This is a genomic window from Bradyrhizobium sp. CCGUVB4N (assembly GCF_024199945.1).
Lineage (GTDB): Bacteria > Pseudomonadota > Alphaproteobacteria > Rhizobiales > Xanthobacteraceae > Bradyrhizobium.
The window spans coordinates 5,981,740-6,001,762 of sequence record NZ_JANADP010000001.1 but is presented as its reverse complement, the minus strand read 5'-3'; the positions used below and the strand labels follow the sequence as shown (position 1 = coordinate 6,001,762).

The window sequence follows — 20,023 nt, the reverse complement described above, 5'->3', positions numbered from 1 at the left end:
ACGGGCCGTGCGCGAGATCGGTCGAAGGCGGACCCGCGCTATGACGCGATCAGCCCGTCGACGGTCGTAACACAGGCTCCGCCGACGTGAACGCGGCCGTCTGCGTCGACCGCAACGCTGATCTTGCCATCGCGCCCGACACGCCTGCCTTGCTCGGATTTGTAGCGCGTCCCGCCGGCAGGCAGCAGGCCCCGCGTTGACCGGAACACGGCAACGCTGCCGTTGCCGCTTCCGCAGACCGGGTCTTCATTGACGCCGCAGGACGGGGCAAAGGTCCTGACCTCGATGTCATGACTGCCTTCGGGTTGCGTCGCGAACACCGTGATGCCGGTTGCACCCTTGCGCCTTTCGAACGCGGCCGAGCGGACCAGATCGGGCTGCAGGCCGAGCACGGCTCCGACGCTTGCAAGCTGCGCGATGATCCAGACGGCCCCGACATTGATGATCGCGGGCCTGGCATCGCGCAAGATCGGGTGCCGCAGGATCGCTTCAACCTCGTCAATCTCATCGTCCGTCAGTGAGGTCACCGTCGCCGGCGGAAGCGTGAGAGTCAAAGTCCGATCGGGACCCTCGCCATTCACCGCAACGTCCACCAACCCGACACCGCACTCCTGAACGAGCTTGCCATGCCTCGGCCGCGCGACGCCGGCTTCCAGGACGGCGTGGGCGCTCCCCAATGTCGGATGGCCGGCGAACGGCATTTCCGTGGCCGGATTGAAAATGCGCAGGCGATAATCCGCGCCGGGCTTGGTCGGCGGCAGAACGAACGTCGTTTCGGAAAGGTTCGTCCAACCGGCGATGGCCTGCATGTCGTTGTCGGTCAGTCCCGAACCATCGAGGACGACTGCGACGGGATTGCCCAGGAGCGGCTTTGCCGAAAACGCATCGACGACTTTGAAGGCGCGAGGCATATCTGTCTCCATAATCTATTTCTTTGCAAGAATGCGTAACCGCGCCGTTGCGTCGGCGACCGCGATGCCATCGGCATCGACAAGCTCGGCTTGCACCACCATGTCGCGCTCCGTCTGCTCGATCACCCGCGCCCGTGCCGTGATGGCTCCCACCGCCGCAGGCTTCAGGAAGCGAGTGTCGAGGCTCTTGGTGACCACCGTCAGGTCGGGCGAGAGTTTTGCGAGCGCGCAAATTCCGGTCGCGGAGTCCAGCATCGCCGCGAGAAATCCGCCCTGGACGGTCCCGTGTCTGTTGGTGAAGACGAGTTGAGCCTGGAAGCGGATCACGGCGTCGCCGCTCTCGTCAAAGCCAATCCATTCGCGTCCCAGGAGCCGGGCGCCCGGTGGCAGGTTTGCTGCTGCATCGCTCATATCGATCACCGCTGCGCCTTCATCGACTCAGCCACCACCCGAAGCGCGCTGACGAATTCGGCGATCGCCGGATTGCGTCTTTCACCGGTGCGAAACGCCACGAAGATCCGCCGCGTGATGATCGGCTTGATCTCCTTCAGCCGCAACGTGCCGATATGGTCGCGACCGCGCAAGCCGGGATTGATCGATACCGAGCAGCCTGCCTCGACCATGGCCCTGACCACTTCGAAACTGTGGCAGCGCGCATTGACGATGGGATCGAAGCCGGCGCTGCGGCAGGCGCCGACGATCACGTCCGAATAGGTGGCCGAGGTCGTGTCGAGGACCCATCGTTCTGCGGCCAGCTCGGGCAGGGTGAGGTGAGGACGCTCGGCCAGCGGATGGTCGCGCGGCAGCAGGACGTGGAGGTGATCGTCGAGAAGATGCAGCATCTCGACCTGCGTCTCCGAGAGGCTTGCCGACGTCGTCAGGTCGTCGACGATCGCGACATCGGTCTGCCAGGCGCGCAGCGCGGCCAGGCTGTCGTCGGGCTCGAGCTCCTCGAATATCGTCACCAGATCAGGGAAGCGCGCCGACATCGCCCGGATCGTCGGCGGAATGAGCGATGCGGCGACCGAGGGAAAAGCCGAGACGCGCAATTCGCCCGCGACGGTCTTCTTCAGCTCCGCAAGGTCGGTCTTTGCTTCCTCCAGGACGCCGATGACCCGCCCGGCATGGTCTGCCAGTCGCTGTCCCGCCGGCGTCAGCCGTACGCCGCGGCCTCTGCGTTCGACCAGTTCGACGCCGGTCTCGTCCTCGAGCTGCGCGATTTGCTGCGAAACCGCAGAGGGAGAGATCAGCAGGGCCTCGGCCACCGCTGCCATTGTTTTTCGCAGCGAAAGCTCACGAAGCGTGCGGAGTCGGGCGAAATCCATCCTTTAGCTCCAACAAATGCCCAGAACACAATCATGCATATTCTCTAATGTATATCGCGAAATTAATTAAGTAGACCAGAATTGTTTTGCGGCTGTAGCCTTACTCCCAGAGCAGTTCGGGTCGTCACAAGAGGAGCACATCCCAAGCCCGGCTGACACGCGTTGGACGACAACAGGCAAAGAGGGGTTTCAGATGGCTCGTTCCAAATTCCTGGTCGCTGCGCTCGCCGCAGCATCGCTGTGGGCAAGCGGTGCATCCGCCTCCGTCCTCGACAACGTCAAGCAGCGCGGCATCCTCAACTGCGGCACCGACAACACCGCTCCCGGCTTCGGCTACCTCAACACCAAGACCGGCAAGATCGAGGGGCTGGATGCCGATTTCTGCCGCGCCATGGCCGCGGCCGTTCTCGGCGATGCCAGCAAGGTCAACTTCGTCATCGTCACCGACAAGAGCCGCTTCAACGCTCTTCAGACCGGACAGGCCGATGTCGTCTTTGCGCACACGACGGTCAAGCCGGTGCGCGAATCCGCGGTCGGCATCGATTTCCTGCCAATCAATTTCTACGACGGCACCGGCATGATGGTGAAGTCGGCATCCGGCGTGAAATCCGTGGCCGAGCTTGACGGCGCGACGATCTGTACGACGCAGGGCTCCGGCACCGAAGCCACGCTCGCTGCCTTCGTCCGCGTGCGCGGTTTCAAGACCACAAAAGTTCTCACCTTCGAGAATCTCGAGAAGCTGTTTGGGGCGCTGCAAAGCGACCGCTGCAACGCGATGTCGACGGATAAATCCGCGCTTGCGGCCTGGCGTGGCAACTCGCCCAAGCCGGATGATTTCACCATCCTGCCCGAGACTCTCAACAAGTCGCCGTTCGCGGGCTTCGTCATCGCCAACGATTCCAAATGGCGCAATCTCCTGCGCTGGGCGACGTTCGCGCTGTTCCAGGCGGAAGAATGGGACATCACGTCGGCTAATCTCGCCGACAGGCAGAAGGACGAGACCGCTTTCGTCCAGAAATTCCTCGGCGTGAAGGACGGCTTCGGCAAGGACTTCGGCGTCGCTGACGATTTCGTCGCCAGCATGATCAAGTCGGTCGGCAATTACGGCGAGATCTACGACCGTAACCTCGGACCCAAGACGCCGTATTTCATCGACCGTGCCGGCACCCCCAACGCGATGTGGACCAAGGGCGGCGCCGAGTACTCGCCTCCGTGGAACTGAGCCACATGGTCGTGGGCGAGCCAACGGGCTCGCCTCGATCTCGGGAGGGCATCATGAGCACAGAGATCGCCGAATATCACAGCATCCCGCCGGCGCGTCGCGGCCTGCTGATCGCGTTCAAATGGTTCGTGCAGGCGGCGATCGTCATTGCGGTGGCGGGGCTCGTGATCTGGCTCGGCCTCGCGGTCCGTGAGGCGCTCGCCCGCAAGGGCATCCAGTTCTCGTTCGGCTATCTCGGCAATGTCGCGAACTTCTCCCTCAGTGAAGGTGTCGTGCCTTCGTTCGCGGGTGGGTGGCCAATTCTGGAGCCTTTCTCTCCGTCCAACACCAATCTGCAGGCGCTGTTCGCGGGCCTCTGGAATTCGCTCAAGGTCGCCCTCTCGGCGATCGTCCTCTGCACCATGTTCGGTACGCTGGTCGGCATCGGCCGGCTCTCGACCAACTGGCTGGTGCGTAACCTTTGCTTTGGACTGGTCGAAGCCATCCGCAACACGCCGCTGCTGATCCAGATCGTGTTCTGGTATTTTGCGGTGGTCCTGCGGTTTCCTCCCGCCAACGCCGCGTCGAACTGGTTCGGCGGCCTGCTTGCCAGTCGTTCGGGTGTGTTCCTGCCCGGCCTTGCGGTCTCCGAGCGCGCAGGCGTTGCGTCGTGGGGACTGCTCGCTGCGGCCTTCGCCTTGGTTGCCGCTTGCGTAATTCTGCGCGGGCCGCGATTCCGGTTGATCTTCTTGGCAGCAGCGATCGCGGCCCTGATCGTAGCCGCCGTCATCGGTTTTCCTCTTGGCCTTGACCTGCCGGTCGCGACCCGGTTCGGCGCGCGTGGAGGCTTTGCCATTTCACCGGAAATGACGGCGCTGCTCATCGCGATCGTCGTCAACAGCTCCGCCTATGTCGCCGAGATCGTCCGCGGCGCGATCGAGTCGTTGCCGAAGGGGCAATGGGAGGCCTCTGCCTCGCTCGGATTGTCGCGTTCCCACACGCTGCGCGACATCATCCTTCCCCAGGTCTTCCGGATCGTCCTGCCGTCGCTGGCCAACCGCTACATCAGCCTGACCAAGGATACCTCGCTCGGGATCGCCATCGGCTTCCCCGACCTGTTCAACGTCTATGGCACCGTCTCGAACCAGACCGGGAGAAATCTCGAAGGCGTCGTGATCGTGATGCTGACCTATCTCGCGCTGAGCTGGATCATCAGCGCCTGCGTGAATGGCCTCAACGCGCGTGTCAACGGACGGAGGACGCGATGACCACGCTCGCGCTGCGGTGGGTCCACCGCAACCTCTTCGCAAAACCGTTCGATGCCGCGCTGTCGCTTGTCGTGATCCCGCTGCTGGCCTGGGCGGTCTATGCCTTTGGCTATTGGGTGCTGGTCCAGGCGCATTGGCAAGTCGTCGCCGGCAGCTTCAAGGTGCTGATGACCGGCATCTATCCTGCCGACCAGTTGTGGCGGGCATGGTTCTCCGTCGCGACGCTCTGCGCGATGTTCGGTGCGGGGCTCGGCCTTTCACTCCGCCCGGGCCGATCGGCGCTGACGGCAGTCGCTGTGCTCGCGATCCTGATCTCGGCAGCGGTAGCAACCGCGATCGACGTGCATTCCGGCATGCTCACGGCCGCCAGCGCCGCGCTCGGCATCGCGGCATGGATCGGCGCCCACCGTTGGGCTGTGGACCAGCGCATTGTGCTGTCGGGACTGCTCGCGGGCGTGGTCGCAATCTTCGTCGTGCTCTCGCCGCCGGGCTTCGAGGTCTGGGGCGGTCTGCTGCTCAGCGTCGTCCTGACGATCGCGGTCTCGATCCTGACGTTGCCCTTCGGAATCCTGCTCGCGCTCGGCCGGCAGAGCCGCATCACCAGCCTGCGCGTGATCTCGACCGCCTATATCGAGACGATGCGGTCGGTGCCGTTGATCCTCGTCGTCTACTGGATCTGGATCATCGTGCCGCTGCTGGCGCCGGATACGTCGGTCCCGGGGCTGCTGCGCGGCATGGCGGGCTTTGCGCTGTTCTTTGCAGCCTATGTCGCGGAATATGTCCGCAGCGGACTTCAGGCGGTGCCGAAGGGCCAGATCGAAGCGGCAAAGTCGCTCGCGATGAGCAGCTGGACTCTCAACGTCGATATCGTCCTGCCGCAGGCGCTGCGCGTCGTCGTTCCCTCGCTGGTCGGACAGATCCTCGACATCTTCAACGGCGCGACGCTGGTCTTCATCATCGGCCTGACCGATTTCCTGCGCGCCGGGCAGATGATCCTGGCCGATCCGCAGAACAGCGGCCGGACCTACGAGATCTACGTCTTCCTGTTCGCCGTCTATCTCGCCATCGGTGGTGCCATCACCTACGCCTCGCGCCGCCTCGAAGCCCATCTCGCAAGGGGATCACGATGAACGCCATCCAGAGTCCGGCGGCCGTGCAGTCGCGCGATGCCATCGTCAGCATTGGCCATCTCAACAAGTCCTTTGGCGCGTTTCAGGTCCTGAAAGACGTCGATCTCGACGTCGGGCGCGGCGAAGTCGTCGTCATCATCGGTGCCAGCGGGTCGGGAAAGTCGACCCTGATCCGCTGTGTCAACGGTCTGGAGATGTACCAGAGCGGACGGCTGACCGTGGACGGCTTCAGCATGCCGACGGAGGCCGATCGTGCGATCGGCGGCGAGAAGGAGCTGGCCCGGATCCGCAAGGGCGTCGGCATGGTGTTCCAGCAGTTCAATCTGTTTCCGCATATGAGCGCGACCGACAACGTCGCGATCGCGCCGATCCGCGTTCGCGGCCGCAAGCCGGATGAGGCGAGGGCGAACGCATTGCGTCTGCTCGAGCGGGTGGGCTTGCGCGATCACGCCCACAAGCTTCCGGCCCAGTTGTCCGGTGGTCAGCAGCAGCGCGTTGCCATTGCGAGGTCGCTCGCAATGGAGCCGCACATCATGCTGTTCGACGAGCCGACCTCGGCGCTCGACCCCGAGATGGTCGGTGAAGTTCTCGACGTCATGCGCGAGCTCGCGCGCGAGGGCATGACCATGATGATCGTGACCCATGAGATGGGCTTTGCCCGCGAGGTCGCCGACCGCGTCGTCTACATCGATCACGGACGCATTCTGGAGGTCGGCACGCCGGCGGAGATCTTCGACCGGCCGACCCATGAACGTACCAGAACCTTTCTCTCGCGCGTCCTCCGTCACTGACGAAGCTGGCGCCCACGCACGCGCGAACCGAGCGCATTCCGATCACCTGCAAAGAGGACGACACATGTCACTTTCGACGGCCGTTCAGGCCCATTCAACTGACGCCAACTGGCCCGATCTCTTCGGCGCCAATGCCCATCAGATCGGCGCCGACGTCGTCGCGCTGATCGACCAGGATCGGAAGCGGGAGACGTCATCCCTCAACATGATCGCTTCGGCGTCCTATGCGCCGCTCGGACTCCGCCAGATCGAGGGGACGCATCTCGTCAACCGTGCGCCGATGGGACTGCCCGGCCGTCGCAGCGTTGCGAATTGCGAAGAGCTCGACGCGATCGAGAACCTCGCCATCGATCGGGCCAAGGCGATCTTCGGCGCCGAATATGTCAACGTGCAGGCGCTGTCTTCGACCATCGCCAACGTCGCGGTGCTGCGCGCGATCCTGCCGGCCGAAGGCGCGCGGTTGCTGACTTTCGACGAGCTCGCCGGCGGCCATGTCAGCCACGGCGCCATGCGTCATATCACTGGCGCAAACCGCGAGGTGGTGTCGTTCGGCGTCACCCGCACCGGCGCGGTCGACCTGGATCAGGCCCGTGACCTCGCGCGCAAGGTGAAGCCGCACGTCCTGCTCGCCGGTCCATCCTCGTATCCGCGCGAGATCGACTTTGCCGGACTGAAGACCATTGCCGACGAGGTCGGCGCGCTGTTCTTCACCGACATCGCCCATGTCGCGGGGCTGATCGCCGCCGGTCTTCATGCCAATCCGGTTCCCTTCTCCGACGTGTCCACGACCTCGACGCAGAAGACGCTCTGCGGGCCGCGCAACGGCGCCTTCGTCTTCGCCAGGCAGCGCTTCGGCGCCGCCATCGACGCCGCCGTCTATCCCGGTCTGCAGGGCCCGGCTGCCTCGAACATGATCGCGGCGCGGGCGGTACAGATGGAGATGATTACGCGACCCGCCTTCGCGCAACTGATGCGTGACGTCGTCGCGAATGCAAAGGCCTTCGGCGCCGGCCTGGAGGAGGGCGGGATTGAGCTCTACACCGGCGGCACGGACTCGCACATGATCATGGCCTACACCGGCGAGAGCTGGACGCAGCCGGAGCTGGTCGCGGGGCTCGCTGCTCACGGGATCATCGGCAACGCCATGCGTGCGCCGGGGCAGGCCGGCGAACCGCGGACCGCCTTCCGGTTTGGCAGCATCGCGCTGACGATCCGCGGCTTCGACACGGCCGAGGCAACCAGGCTCGGTCGCGAGGTTGCGGAGATCCTGCGTGCCGGCCCGAAGGCTCCCGTCAATTCGGCGCGGCTTCGCTGGCTGAAGGAGCTCGCTGCGGCCCACCCCGTTCCGTCCTTCGTCGATTGATGCCAGGGCCAATCATCATGCACTACGATGTTGCCGCAATCCGCCGCCAGTTCCCCGTGACCGAGCGCTTGCTCTATCTCGATTCCGCCCATCAGACGCCGCTTGCCACCAGCGTTCGCGAAGCCCTGATCGGTTTCTATCGGGAAGGGCTCGAGACGGCGGGCCCCAAGCCTGTCTGGCTTGACCGGATCGAGCAGGTCCGCGCCCGGGTGGCAAAACTGCTCAACGCTGCGCCGGCCGAGATCGCTTTCACCAAGAACACCTCGGAGGGAATGAATATTGCGGCGAACGCGTTGCCGCTGACGGCGGGAGACAACGTGCTTCTCGTCGAAGGCGATCATCCCAACAACGCCTACGCTTTCCTCAATCTGCGGCGGAAGGGCGTGGAGGTGCGTTTCGTGCCGATGACGGGCGAGACGGCGCGCGCCGAGATGTTCGCGCCTCATATCGATGCCCGCACGCGCGCGATCTCGCTCTCGCACGTCACCTTTCATGCGGGACATCGTTTCGACATCGACGGCATCGGAGCGCTCTGTGCGCAGAAGAAGCTCTATTTCGTCATCGACGCGATGCAGTCGACCGGTGTCATCCCGCTGGATGCGAGGGCGAGCGGCGCGAGCCTGATCGGGTCGGGCTGCCACAAGGGGCTGCTGGTGCCGCAGGGTCTCGGCATCCTCTATTGCCGGCAGGGGCTGGACGAACTCCAGCCGGCTTACCTTGCTATGTCCAGCCTCGCGCATCCGCCGGGCGACTACATCGCGCGCGCCGACAACATGCAGCTTAAGGCGGACGCCGGGCGGTTCGAGATCGGCAATTTGAATTTGCCCGATATCCACGCGCTCGACGCCTCGCTGACGCTAATCGAGAGCGTCGGCCAATCCGCCGTCGAGGCGCATCTCTACGATCTCGGCGATCGCCTGATCGAGCGTATGGATGATCTCGGCGTCCGCCTCGTCGGGCCGCGCGCGCGCGCCGATCGCTCGCCGCACATCTACGTGCTGGATCTGCCGGCGGATTCGTGGGCCGACTATCTGGCCAGCCGGCAGGTGCGCGTATCCCCCGAGCGCGACGGCATCCGCATTTCCTTCGGCCTGTTCAACACCGCCGGGGATGTCGACCGGTTCGCGCAGGTGCTCGCCGAGAGCGGCAATCTACCGGCCCGCGCGGGCGCGGCTGCGTGAACAGCGTGACGACTCGTGTCGTTGGCTCGATCAATTTACTCGCCAGCGAGATGACGACACGTCCTGCGCTTTCGCCGTGAATGGCGCAGCTATCGTCTCGGCCGCGGGTGGTGTCTCAGTTTGATGAGACACCACCCGGCCGCGGCTCAGTCGCACACTTCCGCTTGTCCCCCTCCTACCATGGAGGTTGCGGAGCCATACTTTTGGGTTCCGATCCGACAGCCGGGCCTCACCGGCCGACACCCCGCGTTGTTACAAATCATTTGACCGGATGCAGACGGCTTCGTCGGTGCGGCTTCGAGCTGTTTCCGCTCCGTATCGCGCTTCTTGGTATCCTCGCGGGTCACGACCGGCTTCTTGTCTTGCGCCTTCTCGCACTCGTTATCATCATTGACGCGATAGCCGGCGCGGCATGCGATCTTGACGCAAGCATCGCCATCGGCCTTGAAGCCGCGATCGCAAACAAGCGGGCAGACCCAGCCCGGCTTGGCCTTGATGGCGTCCAGCGCTTCGAAGCTCGCAAGCTTGGCGTCGAACGTCGTCCCCGCATATTTGTTGAACAGCGTCAGCGAGCGCTGCGATGACGTATTCCAGTCGCCGTCTGCCGATGTCGCCAGACAGCCGACGCGGCGCAGTTCGGATTGAACCAGCCTCGTTGTCTCCTGCGGAGACAGGCTCGGCTGCGTAGGTGGAGGACTTACGGCGGCCGTTTTCTGCTCGTTCTCGGAAGACTGCTGATCGGCCGTCACCTTTGCCGCTGCGGCTTCGGCCTCCTTCCGCCGCTGCTCGGCTGCGGCCGCCTTGGCCTCTTCGATCTGCTTGGTCTTCTCCGCCGCAAGCCGGGCGTCTTCGGCGGCCTTCGCGGTGGCTGCGGCCTTTTCCTGCTCGGCCTTCTTGGCCCGCTCGGTCGCGAGCCGGGCCTTCTCGTCCTCGGCCTGCCTGGCCCTTTCCGCAGCGGCGGCGCGGGTTTCTTCGGCGGCGATCTTGTTCAGCTGGCCCTTGGCGAGATCCGCATAGAAACCGCTGGGAACGCGGTTCAGGAAGGCCGTCCATCCGTCACGCGTACCCAGCTGAAGCGCCAGTTCATAGTCGCGCCGAACCTCGGCATCCGGGTTGGCTTGCGGTCCGGCGACAACTGGCTTTGCTGCAACGAGCGACACGTCATCGCCTCCAAGCGAGCCGTACACATACGGCTCCTGCTTGGATCCGGTGACCTTGAGAACATCGTCGCGCACGAAACCGAAAGCCTTGCGCAGATCGAGACCCGGCGTTGGGAGGCGTTCGACGAGAGCTGTGGCAAACGGGCTGTTCTTCGTGTCGCCGTCCGAAGCGGTCGAACCGGCCTTCGCCGCGAAGGCGATCATGGTATTCGGATTGGTCGGCTCCACCTTGGCTAGGCCGCGGCCGATGCCACGGGAGGCCACCGTCCGCTTCATCGTTTTGGCAAAGGGATTGTCGCGGCAGGCGTCCAGGATGACGAGGCGCAGCTGTTTGGCGGGTTCGATGGCGAACAGCACCCTGTCGAGCGGGAACGCTTCGTCCAGAACGTCAGTGTCGGTCTCAAGGGCGGCATCGGTCGGGATCAGATAGTTGGTGCCGTCGAGCTCGATGCCATGGCCGGCGTAGTAGATGACCGCGACATCGGCCTCGCGGGCCTTGCCGCCGAATTCGCGCAGCGCCTTGCGCATGTCGACCACGTTCAGGTCGACCCTGACGTCCACGGCGTCGAAGCCGGCTTTCCTGAACAGGCCGCCGACCAGCGCGGCATCGTTTGCGGGGTTCGCCAGCCTTCCCACGTGCTTGTAGGCCGAGTTGCCGATGACGAGCGCGACGCGCTTCTCGGCGAGTGCAGAGCCGGTTCCGAGCCAGATCGAAAGCCAGGTCGCAACAATCAATAAAACAAACAGCCGAAACCGCATTCCAGCCCCCGAATGCAATAGCGTCAGATTATCCGCAGAATGGGCGAGTGCAATCTACAATCTGTGATTTCTATCACACAGCGGTGCGGCCATCCCAGCACCAGGGAGCGCGGCGGCATGCGGCCGCTTCATCCAAGTCGATCGCCTCATAGTGCCATCATGCGCTTGTTTTGCCCGACGGGTCAAGCCGGATTTCGAAAAAGACGAATTTGCTCCCGGCTACCGTGCATGGGGTTGTTTTCGAATTTTTGCGGAACGGCTTTCGTGCGAAGCCGGAAGTCCGCGCTCAGCTGTGCGGCCCGCGCAACTGCGTCGTCAGCTTCTCCATTCCGTCCACGACGTCGCGCCATTGCGACAGCCAGCTGCGCGGAAAGCGGAAGGTGAGGTCGGCGCCGCCGACGCGGCGCTCGGACAGGCACATGCCGGGCGTGGCTCCATCGCGCGTGCAGCGCGCGGTGAGCGCAGGGCTCGTCGCGGAATAGAGATCCTCGCTGCCATAGGGCGTGTCGCTGCGGAACGTCCGCATCGTCAGCCCGTCGTCCGGCGTCGCCGCGGCCTGGTCGAAATAGCGCGGATAGATCGTCGCGGTGCGCTGCTCGGGCGACAGCGCATCGTGATGCGCCGATATCGACAGGAAGATGCGGTCGATCGGCTGCATCGCCGTGTCGACAGTCTCGGCCGTCACGTGCCGCGGCCCATTGGGCGCCTCCAGCGAGGGATAGAGGAAATCGAGGTCGATGCGCTCCTGCGGTCCGGAGTGCCGCTGGATCTTCATACGGATCGCGGAGATCGGCAGGTTGAACAGCGTTCCGCCGACGCTCACCGGCAGCTTGTCCGGCGCGTCCGCACCGCCCGTGCTCCAGGTCGGCCACAAGAGATAGGCAACCAGCGCGACCGCGCTCGCCGCGAAGATGCCGGTGAGTGCAATCGGGATGAGATGCGTCCGCGCCTTTGCGCTGGTCCTGGAGGAGCGAGGAGAGGTTGCCGAAAACACCGTCATGACGTCGCGCACATGGGCCCGGGGTGTCGGCCGGTGGCCGACGAATCACCGGCGAATATGCCACGCGGCGGCGATATCGCGGAAGGTTCCGCGCGGCGGGAACGGAGGAGGGCTCTGCGCGGGCCGGGCGGCAGCGTTAACCTTCGCTTAAGGATAATGTAGCGTTAACCGGCACTATTTGTCACAGGAAGGTACCGGCGTTGCGTATGGGCGGACTGTTCCGATGACACCTGAAGCTTTCAACACCCTCTTCTCGATCTGCATCGGCTTTGCGCTCGCGGGCGCGCTCGCAAATGGATACCAGGCGATGTCGCAGCGGCCCGCGGGCTTCGGGCTGTTGCAGGAAGGCGTGGCACCGAAGACCTTTGCGGCGGTGCCATTCCTGGTGTTCGCCGCGCCCTTCATCATCATGCGCAACACGCTGCGCGGCATGCGGCTGGAAAGCCGCCGCTTCGAGTTCGTGATGATGGCGACCGTCATCGCCGGCTTCTGGAGCATGATGAGCGGCACCTTCTTCCTGATGACGCTGCGCGCGACCGGCGTGTTGGGCTGACGTTTCGCAGGACTGCCCGCCGCGGCAGCCCTTTGCCTGTTCGTCGTCGTTTCGCTATGGCTGGGGTTGACGCGACAGGAGACCTCCATGGCGATCTACGAGCTCGACGGGCAGGCGCCCGATCTTCCCTCCGACGGAAATTACTTCATCGCGGAGACTGCGACCGTGATCGGCCGCGTGCGCCTGAAGCCGGGCGCGAGCGTCTGGTTCGGCGCGGTGCTGCGCGGCGACAATGAGTGGATCGAGATCGGCGAGGGCGCCAACATCCAGGACGGCTCGACCTGCCACACCGACCTCGGCTTTCCCATGGTGGTCGGCAAGAACTGCACCGTCGGCCACAACGTCATCCTGCACGGCTGCACCATCGAAGAGGGCGCGCTGATCGGCATGGGCTCGATCGTGATGAACGGCGCGAAGATCGGCCGCAACAGCATCGTCGGCGCCGGCTCCGTCATCACCGAGGGCAAGGAGTTTCCCGAACGCTCGCTGATCATCGGCTCGCCCGCGCGCGTGATCCGCACGCTCGACGACGCCCAGGTGCAGAAGATGGGGAGCGCTGCGCGCTTCTACGTCGCCAACGGTCCGCGCTTCAAGAAGGGCCTGAAGCGGATCGGCTAGCAGCCGTCATCGTGCTTTTGCCTTTCGGGTTCGGGTGCGCGCCGTTGTCTTGTCCGCCGCGGCGTCGAGTTTCGCGCTCTTGCGCAGTGCGTCCCTGAGGTCGATCGGGATGCCGTGCTTCTTCAGGAGGTCGGCGAAAGCTTCGTCGGCGAGCTCCTGAAACGTCGCCATCCTGTCGCGCCCCAATTGCTTCAGCTTGTCGAACGTATCCTCGTCGAACGCGATCAGTTTGCGCATGATCGTTTCTGCCTCCCTGTTTCAAGCCGATGTGAACGCCGAGAACCAGCTGCTCGACGAGAGGATGAAGAGCATCTGCCGCGGCTGCTGACGCTCGCGCGGAAGTGAGCCACCCTGCCTATCATCAATGATCGGGTGACATTAGCTTGGCCTCTCTTTGGAATGTGGAGCGTTTCCACGCGGAGGATGAGTTGATGTTGCGCAAGACGATCATGGCCGCACTGGCCATCGCGGCGGTCGGGCTCGCAGCGCCCCAGGCGGCGCAAGCGAGAGGCGGCTTTGGCGGAGGCGGCCATTGGGGCGGCGGCGGTGGTTGGGGACACGGTGGCTGGGGCCATGGCTGGCACGGCGGCGGCTTCTGGCCGGGTGTCGCAATCGGCGCCGGCATCGCAGGCGCCGGCTATTACGGTGCCTATGGCTACGGCTACCCGTACTACGGCGATCCCTATTATTACGGCGCTGGCTACGATGATGGCGGCTATGGCGCGCAGTGCTATCTCGTGCGGAAGCGCGTCATGACGCAGTCGGGCTGGCGCGTTCGTCGCGCGCAGGTCTGCGAATAGGGGCTGCGAGGAGTGTGGGGGCCTGGCCGAGGCATCAGAATACCGCGGCAGTAAAAAACAAGGCCGTTGACGCAGTATACCGTCAACGACCTTGCCAGCCCCGGATATTAAAATCGGCTCACGCCATCCGGTATGGGCGAGCATCGCGCGGAATCATACGGATGAATGTGATCCAGTTCACAAGTAGCGAAAATAAAAGGCGGCGGCCCGGGATCGAATCAGCCGCGTGAGCGTTTGCGGGCGCTGGCATGGACGCGGTGACGCACAGGTTTCTTCCGGGTAACCGAGGGCGTATCCGCCTCGGTGGAGCGCACGCTGGCAAAGGATTGCCGCAGACCGTCGATCGATTCGTTCAAGCTGGCGACCTGGTCCGACAGGCGCTTGGTGTCGGCCTGCTGCGAGGCGAGCAGCTTCTTCATGGTCAAAAGCTGGTCTTGCACGACCTGAAGCTGGTCGATCGATTCCTGTTGGGTCGCCTCCAGTCCCCTGGTCTTCTCGACGAGCTGCTCGGAGGCCTGCGCCGTGCGCGCCTGAAGCTGCCGCGACGCGACCACCCGGTCGGTCTCGGGCGCAACGCCGTTATAGGCGCGCCAGACCGCGATCGAGGTGACGCCGGCGATCAGCAGCACCAGCGCTGCGGCCGTCAGCGCGATCGGCTGGCCACCGAGACGGAGAAACGGATTGGACGGTGTGTCCTCTGCGAGATCGAGCATCGCTGACAAAACCCAAATTGAAACTTGGTGCGTGGCGAAGAGCGGCAGCACAAGAACGCAGAACAAGGCGGCCGGGGCGTCCCGAAAGCGTTACAGTTCAGCAACAAATGGGACGAAAAGGTGGCCGCAGGCGGAAAAAGCGCAATTCGCCCAAGGCCGCGGCTCCGGCGGGCGCGGCCGGCAGGCCTAAAAGAAGTCGCCGTCCGGGCCGAATTCGGGAGGAGCGAGAGTATCAGGGTACAGGAGGCTCACGGCTGAAACGGCGCGAACGGGCCTGAATAGGTTTTCGAACGCGGCGCCGCGTAGGGGCCTAGTCGGGAGGTCGTCAGCCCAAGCCGCACCAGTCCCTCGGCCAGCGTCACCGCGGCCGCGACGCCGTCGACCACCGGCAGGCCGTGGGTGGCAGAGAGCTCGGCGGCAAGATCGGCCATGCCGGCGCAGCCCAGCACGATGGCCTCGGCGCGGTCGTCGCGGATCGCGGCGGCGATTTCCGCGGAGATTTTACCGAGGGCGTCCGCGTTGCGTTCCTCGAGCGCGAGCACGGGGACCTCGGCGGCGCGCACGCGGGCGCAGCGCTCGGCGAGGCCGTACTTCCGCAAATTATGCTCGATCGGCACGATGGAGACACCGAGCGTCGTCACCACCGCAAAGCGCGCCGCGACCAGGCTCGCGACATGGAAGCCGGCCTCGCCAATGCCGATCACCGGCGCTCTGGCCGCCGCACGCGCGGCGTCGAGACCGGTGTCGTCAAAGCAGGCGATGATATGCGCGTCCGCGCCGTCGCGGTCGGCTTCACGGATGCAGCCGAGCATGCCGGGGACGGCGAAGGCCTCGTCGTAAAATCCCTCGATCGAGACCGGCCCCATCGCGGGCTGGCGTGCATCGATCACGGTGTCGGCCTGGGCGATCGCGCGCGCAGCCGCGGCGATCTTCGCCGTCATCGTGGCGGTGGTGTTGGGATTGACGACGTGCAGCCGCATCGCGATCAGACAAGTCCTTTGCCGGCGTCCGAGCCCTTGGCCGCCTGCCGCTTGTTGAGCATGTGGATGGTACCGAGCGCAAGCGTGATCACCGCGAAGGAGACCGCGGAGATTATGGTGCCGAGCGCATAGATGTCCGGGTTCGTCACGGTCGTGGTCAGGCCCTGGAGGTCGAGCGGCAACGTATTCACCGCGCCGATCGCCTGGCTGGAGCGCGCCAGCTCGTCCCAGGACAGCGTGAAGCCGAACAGGCCGATGCCGATCACCGAGGGCAGGATGATCGGCAGCACGACATGGCGGAACGCCTGCCACGGCGTCGCGCCCAGATCGCGCGCGGCCTCTTCGAGCCGCGGGTCGAACCGGTTGAAGATCGCAAACATAATGAGCAGGCCGAACGGCAGCGTCCAGGTCAGATGCGCGCCGAGCCCGGAGGTGAGCAGGCCCATCGAGGTCTCGAAGTTCTCGTTCCAATGCGCCTTGATCAGGTCGTCGACGATGCGGAATTCGAGAGAGATCCCGAGCGAGGTGATGATCGAGGGCACGATCAGGCTAGCGATCGCCGAGTAGAACAGGATGCTTTGCGCCTTGAATTTCCTGCGGAAGGCCATTCCGGCGGCGACCGACAGCACGACGGTGACGGCCATCACGATGACGCCGAGCAGCAGCGAGCGGCGGAAGGCCGCGCCGAGATCGACGATGCCGGTGCCCTGGAACAGCTTTGTCAGCCAGTAGGTCGATACGCCGTTCATCGGGAAGGTGAGGCCGCCTTGCGGTCCCTGGAACGACAACACGTAGATCGCGATCATCGGGCCGTAGAGAAACAGCACATAGGCCGCGAAGAAGATCGCGAGCACGTAAAACGAGCGCGGGCGTCCTTCCTTCATCGCCTACAGCTCCTTCTTGATGTCGACGATGCGCGACATCATGGTGATGATCAGGAAGGTGATGACGAGCAGGATCACGGCATTGGCGGCCGCGGCCGGGAATTGCAGCGCGTTCACCCGCGTCTCGATGATCTTGCCGGCCGCCGCGATCTGCTGGCCGCCCATCACGCCGATGGTGATGAAGTCGCCCATCACGATGGTGATGACGAAGATCGAGCCGATCACGATGCCGGGCTTGGCGAGTGGAATGATGATGTTGACCAACGTCTGGAAGCCGGTGGCGCCAGCGTCATAGGCGGCTTCGATCAACGACTTGTCGATGCGGATCATCGAATTGAAGATCGGCACCACCATGAAGAAGGTGAAAAGATGAACCAGCGCCAGCACCACGGAGAATTCGGAGAACAGCAGCCATTCGATTGGCTGGCCGATCAGGCCCGTTTTCATCAGGCCCGAGTTCACCAGGCCATTGCGCCCGAGCAGCGGGATCCAGGCGATCATGCGGATGACGTTGGAGGTCCAGAACGGGATCGTGCAGAGCAGCGACAGTCCCATCTGCCAGGTCTTGGACTTGATGTGGAAGGCGAGGAAATAGGCGACCCAGAAGCCGATGAAGAGCGTGATGGCCCAGACCAGGAAGCACAGCTTCAGCGTCTTCAGATAGGTCTTGGCGATGGTGCAGAGGTCGGGGAGCTGCGCGATGCAGCCTTCGAACGTGTCGGTGTAGCCGCGGCCGGAGAAGGCCGGCAGCAATTGATATTCGTTGTAGTCCCAGAACGAGACGATGACGACGAAGACGAGCGGGATCAGGAAGAAGGCGAGAAACACCAGCATCATCGGCCCGGCCTGAAGCCAGGAGATGAAGGAGGGCGACAGGCGCGCCGCTTTCGCAGGGCGCGCCGTCACCGATCCCCGGACGAGGTCCGGGGATGGCTGTTGCAGGATGTCTTCCGACGTATCCATCACGCGGCGATGAACTCGTTCCACTTGCGGACCATGTAGTCGTTCTCGTCCATCACGGCGTTCCAGCAGGCGACGCCGCCCATGCGGTCCTCGTAGGAGCCGCCGTCACGCACCGCGCCGGCCTTCTCCAGCAGCGAGCCGTCGGGCGCCTTGATGTCCTTCTCGGCCGGCTTGCCTTCCATCCAGTAGGCCCACTCGTAGGGCTCCATGTTCGCCTTCGCGGTCGAGAGCACGGCCGAGTAATAGCCCTGGCGGTTGAGATAGGCGCCGGCATAGCCGGACAAGAACCAGTTCACGAACTCATAGGCCCAGTCGAGCTTCGGACCCGAGACGCCCTTGGAGACGCAGAAGCCCGAGGCCCAGGAGCGATAGCCTTCCTTGAGCGGCTGGAAGGTGCAGGCGATGCCCATCGAGCGCACCTTCGTCACCGCCGGCGACCACATCGACTGGATCACCGTTTCGCCCGAGGCCATCAGGTTGACGCTCTCGTTGAAGTCCTTCCAGAACGCGCGGAACTGGCCGGCCTTCTTGGCCTCGGTCATCACCTTCATGGTGAGATCGATCTCTTCCTTGGTCATGTTGCCCTTGTCGGCATATTTGTACTTGCCGGTGGCTTCCACGACCATCGCGGCATCCATGATGCCGATCGAGGGGATGTTGAGGATCGAGGCCTTGCCCTTGAACTCGGGGTTGAGCAGTTCAGCCCAGGAGTTGATCGGGCGCTTGATGATGTCGGGGCGGATGCCGAGCGTGTCGGCGTTGTAGACGGTCGGAATCAGCGTGACGAACTCGGTCGCCGACGTCGCGAACTTCTTGGAGTCCTTGCCTTCGAGGTACAGCACCTTCCAGGGCGCGGTGCCCTGGCCGCCGATCTTCTTGCCGCCGGGCGTCTCGCCCTTGGTGAAGACCGGCGTGATGTTGTCGAATTCCTTGATCTTCTTGGCGTCGAGGGCAAGGATGTTGCCCGACGGCACGATCTTCTTCAGCGAGAAATATTCGGTATCCAGCACGTCGAAGGAGTTCGGTTGGGTCATCACGCGCTTGGTGACGTCGTCGGTGGTCGCGGTGATGTATTCGATCTTGATGCCGGTGTCTTTCAGACACTGCTTGGAGATGTCGTCGCCCTCGTTCACGGCGGTGCCGAGATAGCGCAGCACCTTCGGCTCGGCCGACATCACGTAGGGGAAGCCGGTGATGGCGCCGGAGCCGGCGGCGAGGCCGGCGAGACCTGCGGTGCTCTTGAGTAGCGTGCGGCGGCTGACGCCGGTCTTCTTGGTGGTCTCAGTCATTCCAGTCACTCCTCTGTGTTGCGCATTTTCTATGATGACGGCGCTATTGCAGACGTTGCGCCTTGGCGGGATCCCAGGTGGCCAGCACGCGGTCGCCCGGACGGAACGGGTGGACGTCGAAGGTGGCCTCGGGAACATGGGAGAACAAGGCGGTGCCGTCGTCGAGCGTGAGCGAGACGGCGACGTAGGAGCCCTGGTACTCGGTCTGGGTCAGCAGCGCCGGTGCGCCGAACGCGCCGTCAGTGACCGGCTTGATGCCGAGCTGATCGGCGCGCACGGCGATGAGCTTGCCGGCGTCGCTGAGGACGTTGTGGCCGCCGATGAAGCGGGCCACAAATTCGGTGCGGGGATGATGGAAGATGTCGCGGGCCGTGCCCTGCTGCTCGATCCTGCCCTGGTTCATCACCACGATGTGGTCGGCGAGCGCCATTGCCTCTTCCTGGCCGTGGGTGACCTGGATGAAGCTGATGCCGAGCTCGCGCTGCAGCCGCTTCAGCTCGCCGCGCATCCTCACCCGCAGGAACGGATCGAGTGCGGACAGCGGCTCGTCGAGCAGCAGAATCTGCGGCTCGGTGATCAGCGCGCGGGCGAGCGCGACGCGTTGCTGCTGGCCGCCGGAGAGCTGGGCCGGCAGGCGGCCGGCGTAAGGGCTCATCGCCACCAGCTCCAGCAATTCGCCGGCCCGCTTGTGCCGCGTCGCGCGGTCGACGCCGCGCATTTTCAGGGCAAACGCAACATTGTCGAGCACGCTCAGATGCGGAAACAGCGCGTAGGACTGGAACATCATCGCCGTGCCGCGCTTGGCGGGCTCGAGGTCGGTGACGTTCTGCGCGCCCAGGATGATGTCGCCCTCGCTGACGGCTTCGTGGCCCGCGATCATCCGCAAAGTCGAGGTTTTTCCGCATCCGGACGGTCCGAGCAGACAGCAATAGGTGCCGGCGGGGATCTTCAGATTGACTGTGTCGACCGCCAGCGTCGTGTCGTAGCGCTTGGTGACGGCGACCAGTTCGAGAGCGGCAGGAGTGGCCATGGTGTGTCCGAAGGAGGGGCGGTGCTCCGCGTCTCTCCGCAAGGTCCGTGCCAACCGCCCTTGGCCGGCCGAATCTTAGAACTGTGCAGTGGAGTCAAATCGTT

21 protein-coding genes are annotated in these 20,023 nt (G+C 64.2%); 9 read left to right on the top strand and 12 right to left on the bottom strand.

Annotation, left to right across the window (positions count from 1 at the left end):
- Window positions 1-38: 38 nt before the first annotated feature.
- From NLM31_RS27845 to NLM31_RS27835, 3 genes are read right to left on the bottom strand one after another with little or no spacing between them, the layout of a single operon-like run.
- A complete protein-coding gene (locus NLM31_RS27845) occupies window positions 39-911 on the bottom strand; it encodes a PhzF family phenazine biosynthesis protein (RefSeq protein WP_254194325.1) in 873 nt (290 codons plus the stop codon).
- Window positions 912-926: 15 nt separating this feature from the next.
- On the bottom strand, window positions 927-1,322 hold the full coding sequence (locus tag NLM31_RS27840) for a PaaI family thioesterase (RefSeq protein ID WP_254194324.1): 396 nt from the start codon (window positions 1,320-1,322) through the stop codon (window positions 927-929).
- Between the two features lie 5 nt (window positions 1,323-1,327).
- On the bottom strand, window positions 1,328-2,236 hold the full coding sequence (locus NLM31_RS27835; RefSeq protein ID WP_254132367.1) for a LysR family transcriptional regulator: 909 nt from the start codon (window positions 2,234-2,236) through the stop codon (window positions 1,328-1,330).
- A gap of 193 nt (window positions 2,237-2,429) precedes the next feature.
- Between NLM31_RS27835 and NLM31_RS27830 the strand changes: the two genes are divergently transcribed.
- The 6 genes from NLM31_RS27830 (at window position 2,430) to NLM31_RS27805 (ending at window position 9,170) form a co-directional block, all read left to right on the top strand.
- Complete coding sequence (locus NLM31_RS27830) at window positions 2,430-3,458, top strand: transporter substrate-binding domain-containing protein (protein ID WP_254194323.1); 1,029 nt, start codon at window positions 2,430-2,432, stop codon at window positions 3,456-3,458.
- A 53-nt stretch (window positions 3,459-3,511) separates the two neighbouring features.
- Window positions 3,512-4,705 (top strand): ABC transporter permease subunit, encoded by a 1,194-nt coding sequence (locus tag NLM31_RS27825; protein ID WP_254194322.1) that lies wholly within the window; start codon window positions 3,512-3,514, stop codon window positions 4,703-4,705.
- On the top strand, window positions 4,702-5,835 hold the full coding sequence (locus NLM31_RS27820) for an amino acid ABC transporter permease (RefSeq protein ID WP_254194321.1): 1,134 nt from the start codon (window positions 4,702-4,704) through the stop codon (window positions 5,833-5,835). The genes NLM31_RS27825 and NLM31_RS27820 overlap by 4 nt, the downstream gene beginning before the upstream one ends.
- Window positions 5,832-6,626: an amino acid ABC transporter ATP-binding protein gene (locus tag NLM31_RS27815; RefSeq protein WP_256561741.1), complete on the top strand. Its 795-nt coding sequence runs from the start codon at window positions 5,832-5,834 to the stop codon at window positions 6,624-6,626. The genes NLM31_RS27820 and NLM31_RS27815 overlap by 4 nt, the downstream gene beginning before the upstream one ends.
- 64 nt (window positions 6,627-6,690) lie before the next feature.
- Window positions 6,691-7,989 (top strand): serine hydroxymethyltransferase, encoded by a 1,299-nt coding sequence (gene glyA, locus NLM31_RS27810; RefSeq protein WP_254194320.1) that lies wholly within the window; start codon window positions 6,691-6,693, stop codon window positions 7,987-7,989.
- 17 nt (window positions 7,990-8,006) lie between these two features.
- Window positions 8,007-9,170 carry an aminotransferase class V-fold PLP-dependent enzyme gene (locus NLM31_RS27805; protein WP_256561740.1) on the top strand — a complete coding sequence of 388 codons (1,164 nt, stop codon included), beginning with the start codon at window positions 8,007-8,009 and terminating at the stop codon, window positions 9,168-9,170.
- Between the two features lie 146 nt (window positions 9,171-9,316).
- On the opposite strand, the gene NLM31_RS27800 is transcribed toward NLM31_RS27805, so the two are convergent.
- A complete protein-coding gene (locus NLM31_RS27800) occupies window positions 9,317-11,089 on the bottom strand; it encodes a caspase family protein (protein WP_254194319.1) in 1,773 nt (590 codons plus the stop codon).
- Between the two features lie 286 nt (window positions 11,090-11,375).
- Window positions 11,376-12,089 (bottom strand): hypothetical protein, encoded by a 714-nt coding sequence (locus NLM31_RS27795; RefSeq protein ID WP_254194318.1) that lies wholly within the window; start codon window positions 12,087-12,089, stop codon window positions 11,376-11,378.
- Window positions 12,090-12,312: 223 nt separating this feature from the next.
- Between NLM31_RS27795 and NLM31_RS27790 the strand changes: the two genes are divergently transcribed.
- Together NLM31_RS27790 and NLM31_RS27785 are read left to right on the top strand one after the other, a co-directional pair.
- Window positions 12,313-12,642 carry a DUF6949 family protein gene (locus NLM31_RS27790; RefSeq protein WP_254132361.1) on the top strand — a complete coding sequence of 110 codons (330 nt, stop codon included), beginning with the start codon at window positions 12,313-12,315 and terminating at the stop codon, window positions 12,640-12,642.
- A gap of 87 nt (window positions 12,643-12,729) precedes the next feature.
- Window positions 12,730-13,260 carry a gamma carbonic anhydrase family protein gene (locus NLM31_RS27785; RefSeq protein WP_254132360.1) on the top strand — a complete coding sequence of 177 codons (531 nt, stop codon included), beginning with the start codon at window positions 12,730-12,732 and terminating at the stop codon, window positions 13,258-13,260.
- 6 nt (window positions 13,261-13,266) lie between these two features.
- Here the strand turns inward: NLM31_RS27785 and NLM31_RS27780 are convergent, their stop codons facing one another.
- Window positions 13,267-13,497 carry a hypothetical protein gene (locus tag NLM31_RS27780; RefSeq protein ID WP_254194317.1) on the bottom strand — a complete coding sequence of 77 codons (231 nt, stop codon included), beginning with the start codon at window positions 13,495-13,497 and terminating at the stop codon, window positions 13,267-13,269.
- Between the two features lie 194 nt (window positions 13,498-13,691).
- Here NLM31_RS27780 and NLM31_RS27775 point away from each other — a divergent pair, with 194 nt between their 5' ends.
- The gene (locus tag NLM31_RS27775; RefSeq protein ID WP_254194316.1) at window positions 13,692-14,060 is read left to right on the top strand and encodes a hypothetical protein; all 369 of its coding nucleotides are present in this window, start codon (window positions 13,692-13,694) and stop codon (window positions 14,058-14,060) included.
- A gap of 218 nt (window positions 14,061-14,278) precedes the next feature.
- Here NLM31_RS27775 and NLM31_RS27770 read toward each other — a convergent pair whose 3' ends face one another.
- The 6 genes from NLM31_RS27770 to NLM31_RS27745 form a co-directional block, all read right to left on the bottom strand.
- Complete coding sequence (locus tag NLM31_RS27770; RefSeq protein ID WP_254194315.1) at window positions 14,279-14,773, bottom strand: hypothetical protein; 495 nt, start codon at window positions 14,771-14,773, stop codon at window positions 14,279-14,281.
- 248 nt (window positions 14,774-15,021) lie between these two features.
- Window positions 15,022-15,753, bottom strand: coding sequence for an aspartate/glutamate racemase family protein (locus NLM31_RS27765; protein ID WP_254194314.1), 732 nt, complete (start codon window positions 15,751-15,753; stop codon window positions 15,022-15,024).
- A 5-nt stretch (window positions 15,754-15,758) separates the two neighbouring features.
- Window positions 15,759-16,637, bottom strand: a complete 879-nt coding sequence (locus NLM31_RS27760) for an ABC transporter permease (protein ID WP_254132355.1) — start codon at window positions 16,635-16,637, stop codon at window positions 15,759-15,761.
- A 3-nt stretch (window positions 16,638-16,640) separates the two neighbouring features.
- Complete coding sequence (locus NLM31_RS27755) at window positions 16,641-17,600, bottom strand: ABC transporter permease (RefSeq protein WP_254196275.1); 960 nt, start codon at window positions 17,598-17,600, stop codon at window positions 16,641-16,643.
- Window positions 17,600-18,889: a PotD/PotF family extracellular solute-binding protein gene (locus NLM31_RS27750; protein WP_254132354.1), complete on the bottom strand. Its 1,290-nt coding sequence runs from the start codon at window positions 18,887-18,889 to the stop codon at window positions 17,600-17,602. Before NLM31_RS27750 ends, NLM31_RS27755 begins: the two co-directional genes overlap by 1 nt.
- A 43-nt stretch (window positions 18,890-18,932) precedes the next feature.
- A complete protein-coding gene (locus tag NLM31_RS27745) occupies window positions 18,933-19,919 on the bottom strand; it encodes an ABC transporter ATP-binding protein (protein WP_254194313.1) in 987 nt (328 codons plus the stop codon).
- Window positions 19,920-20,023: the final 104 nt, after the last annotated feature.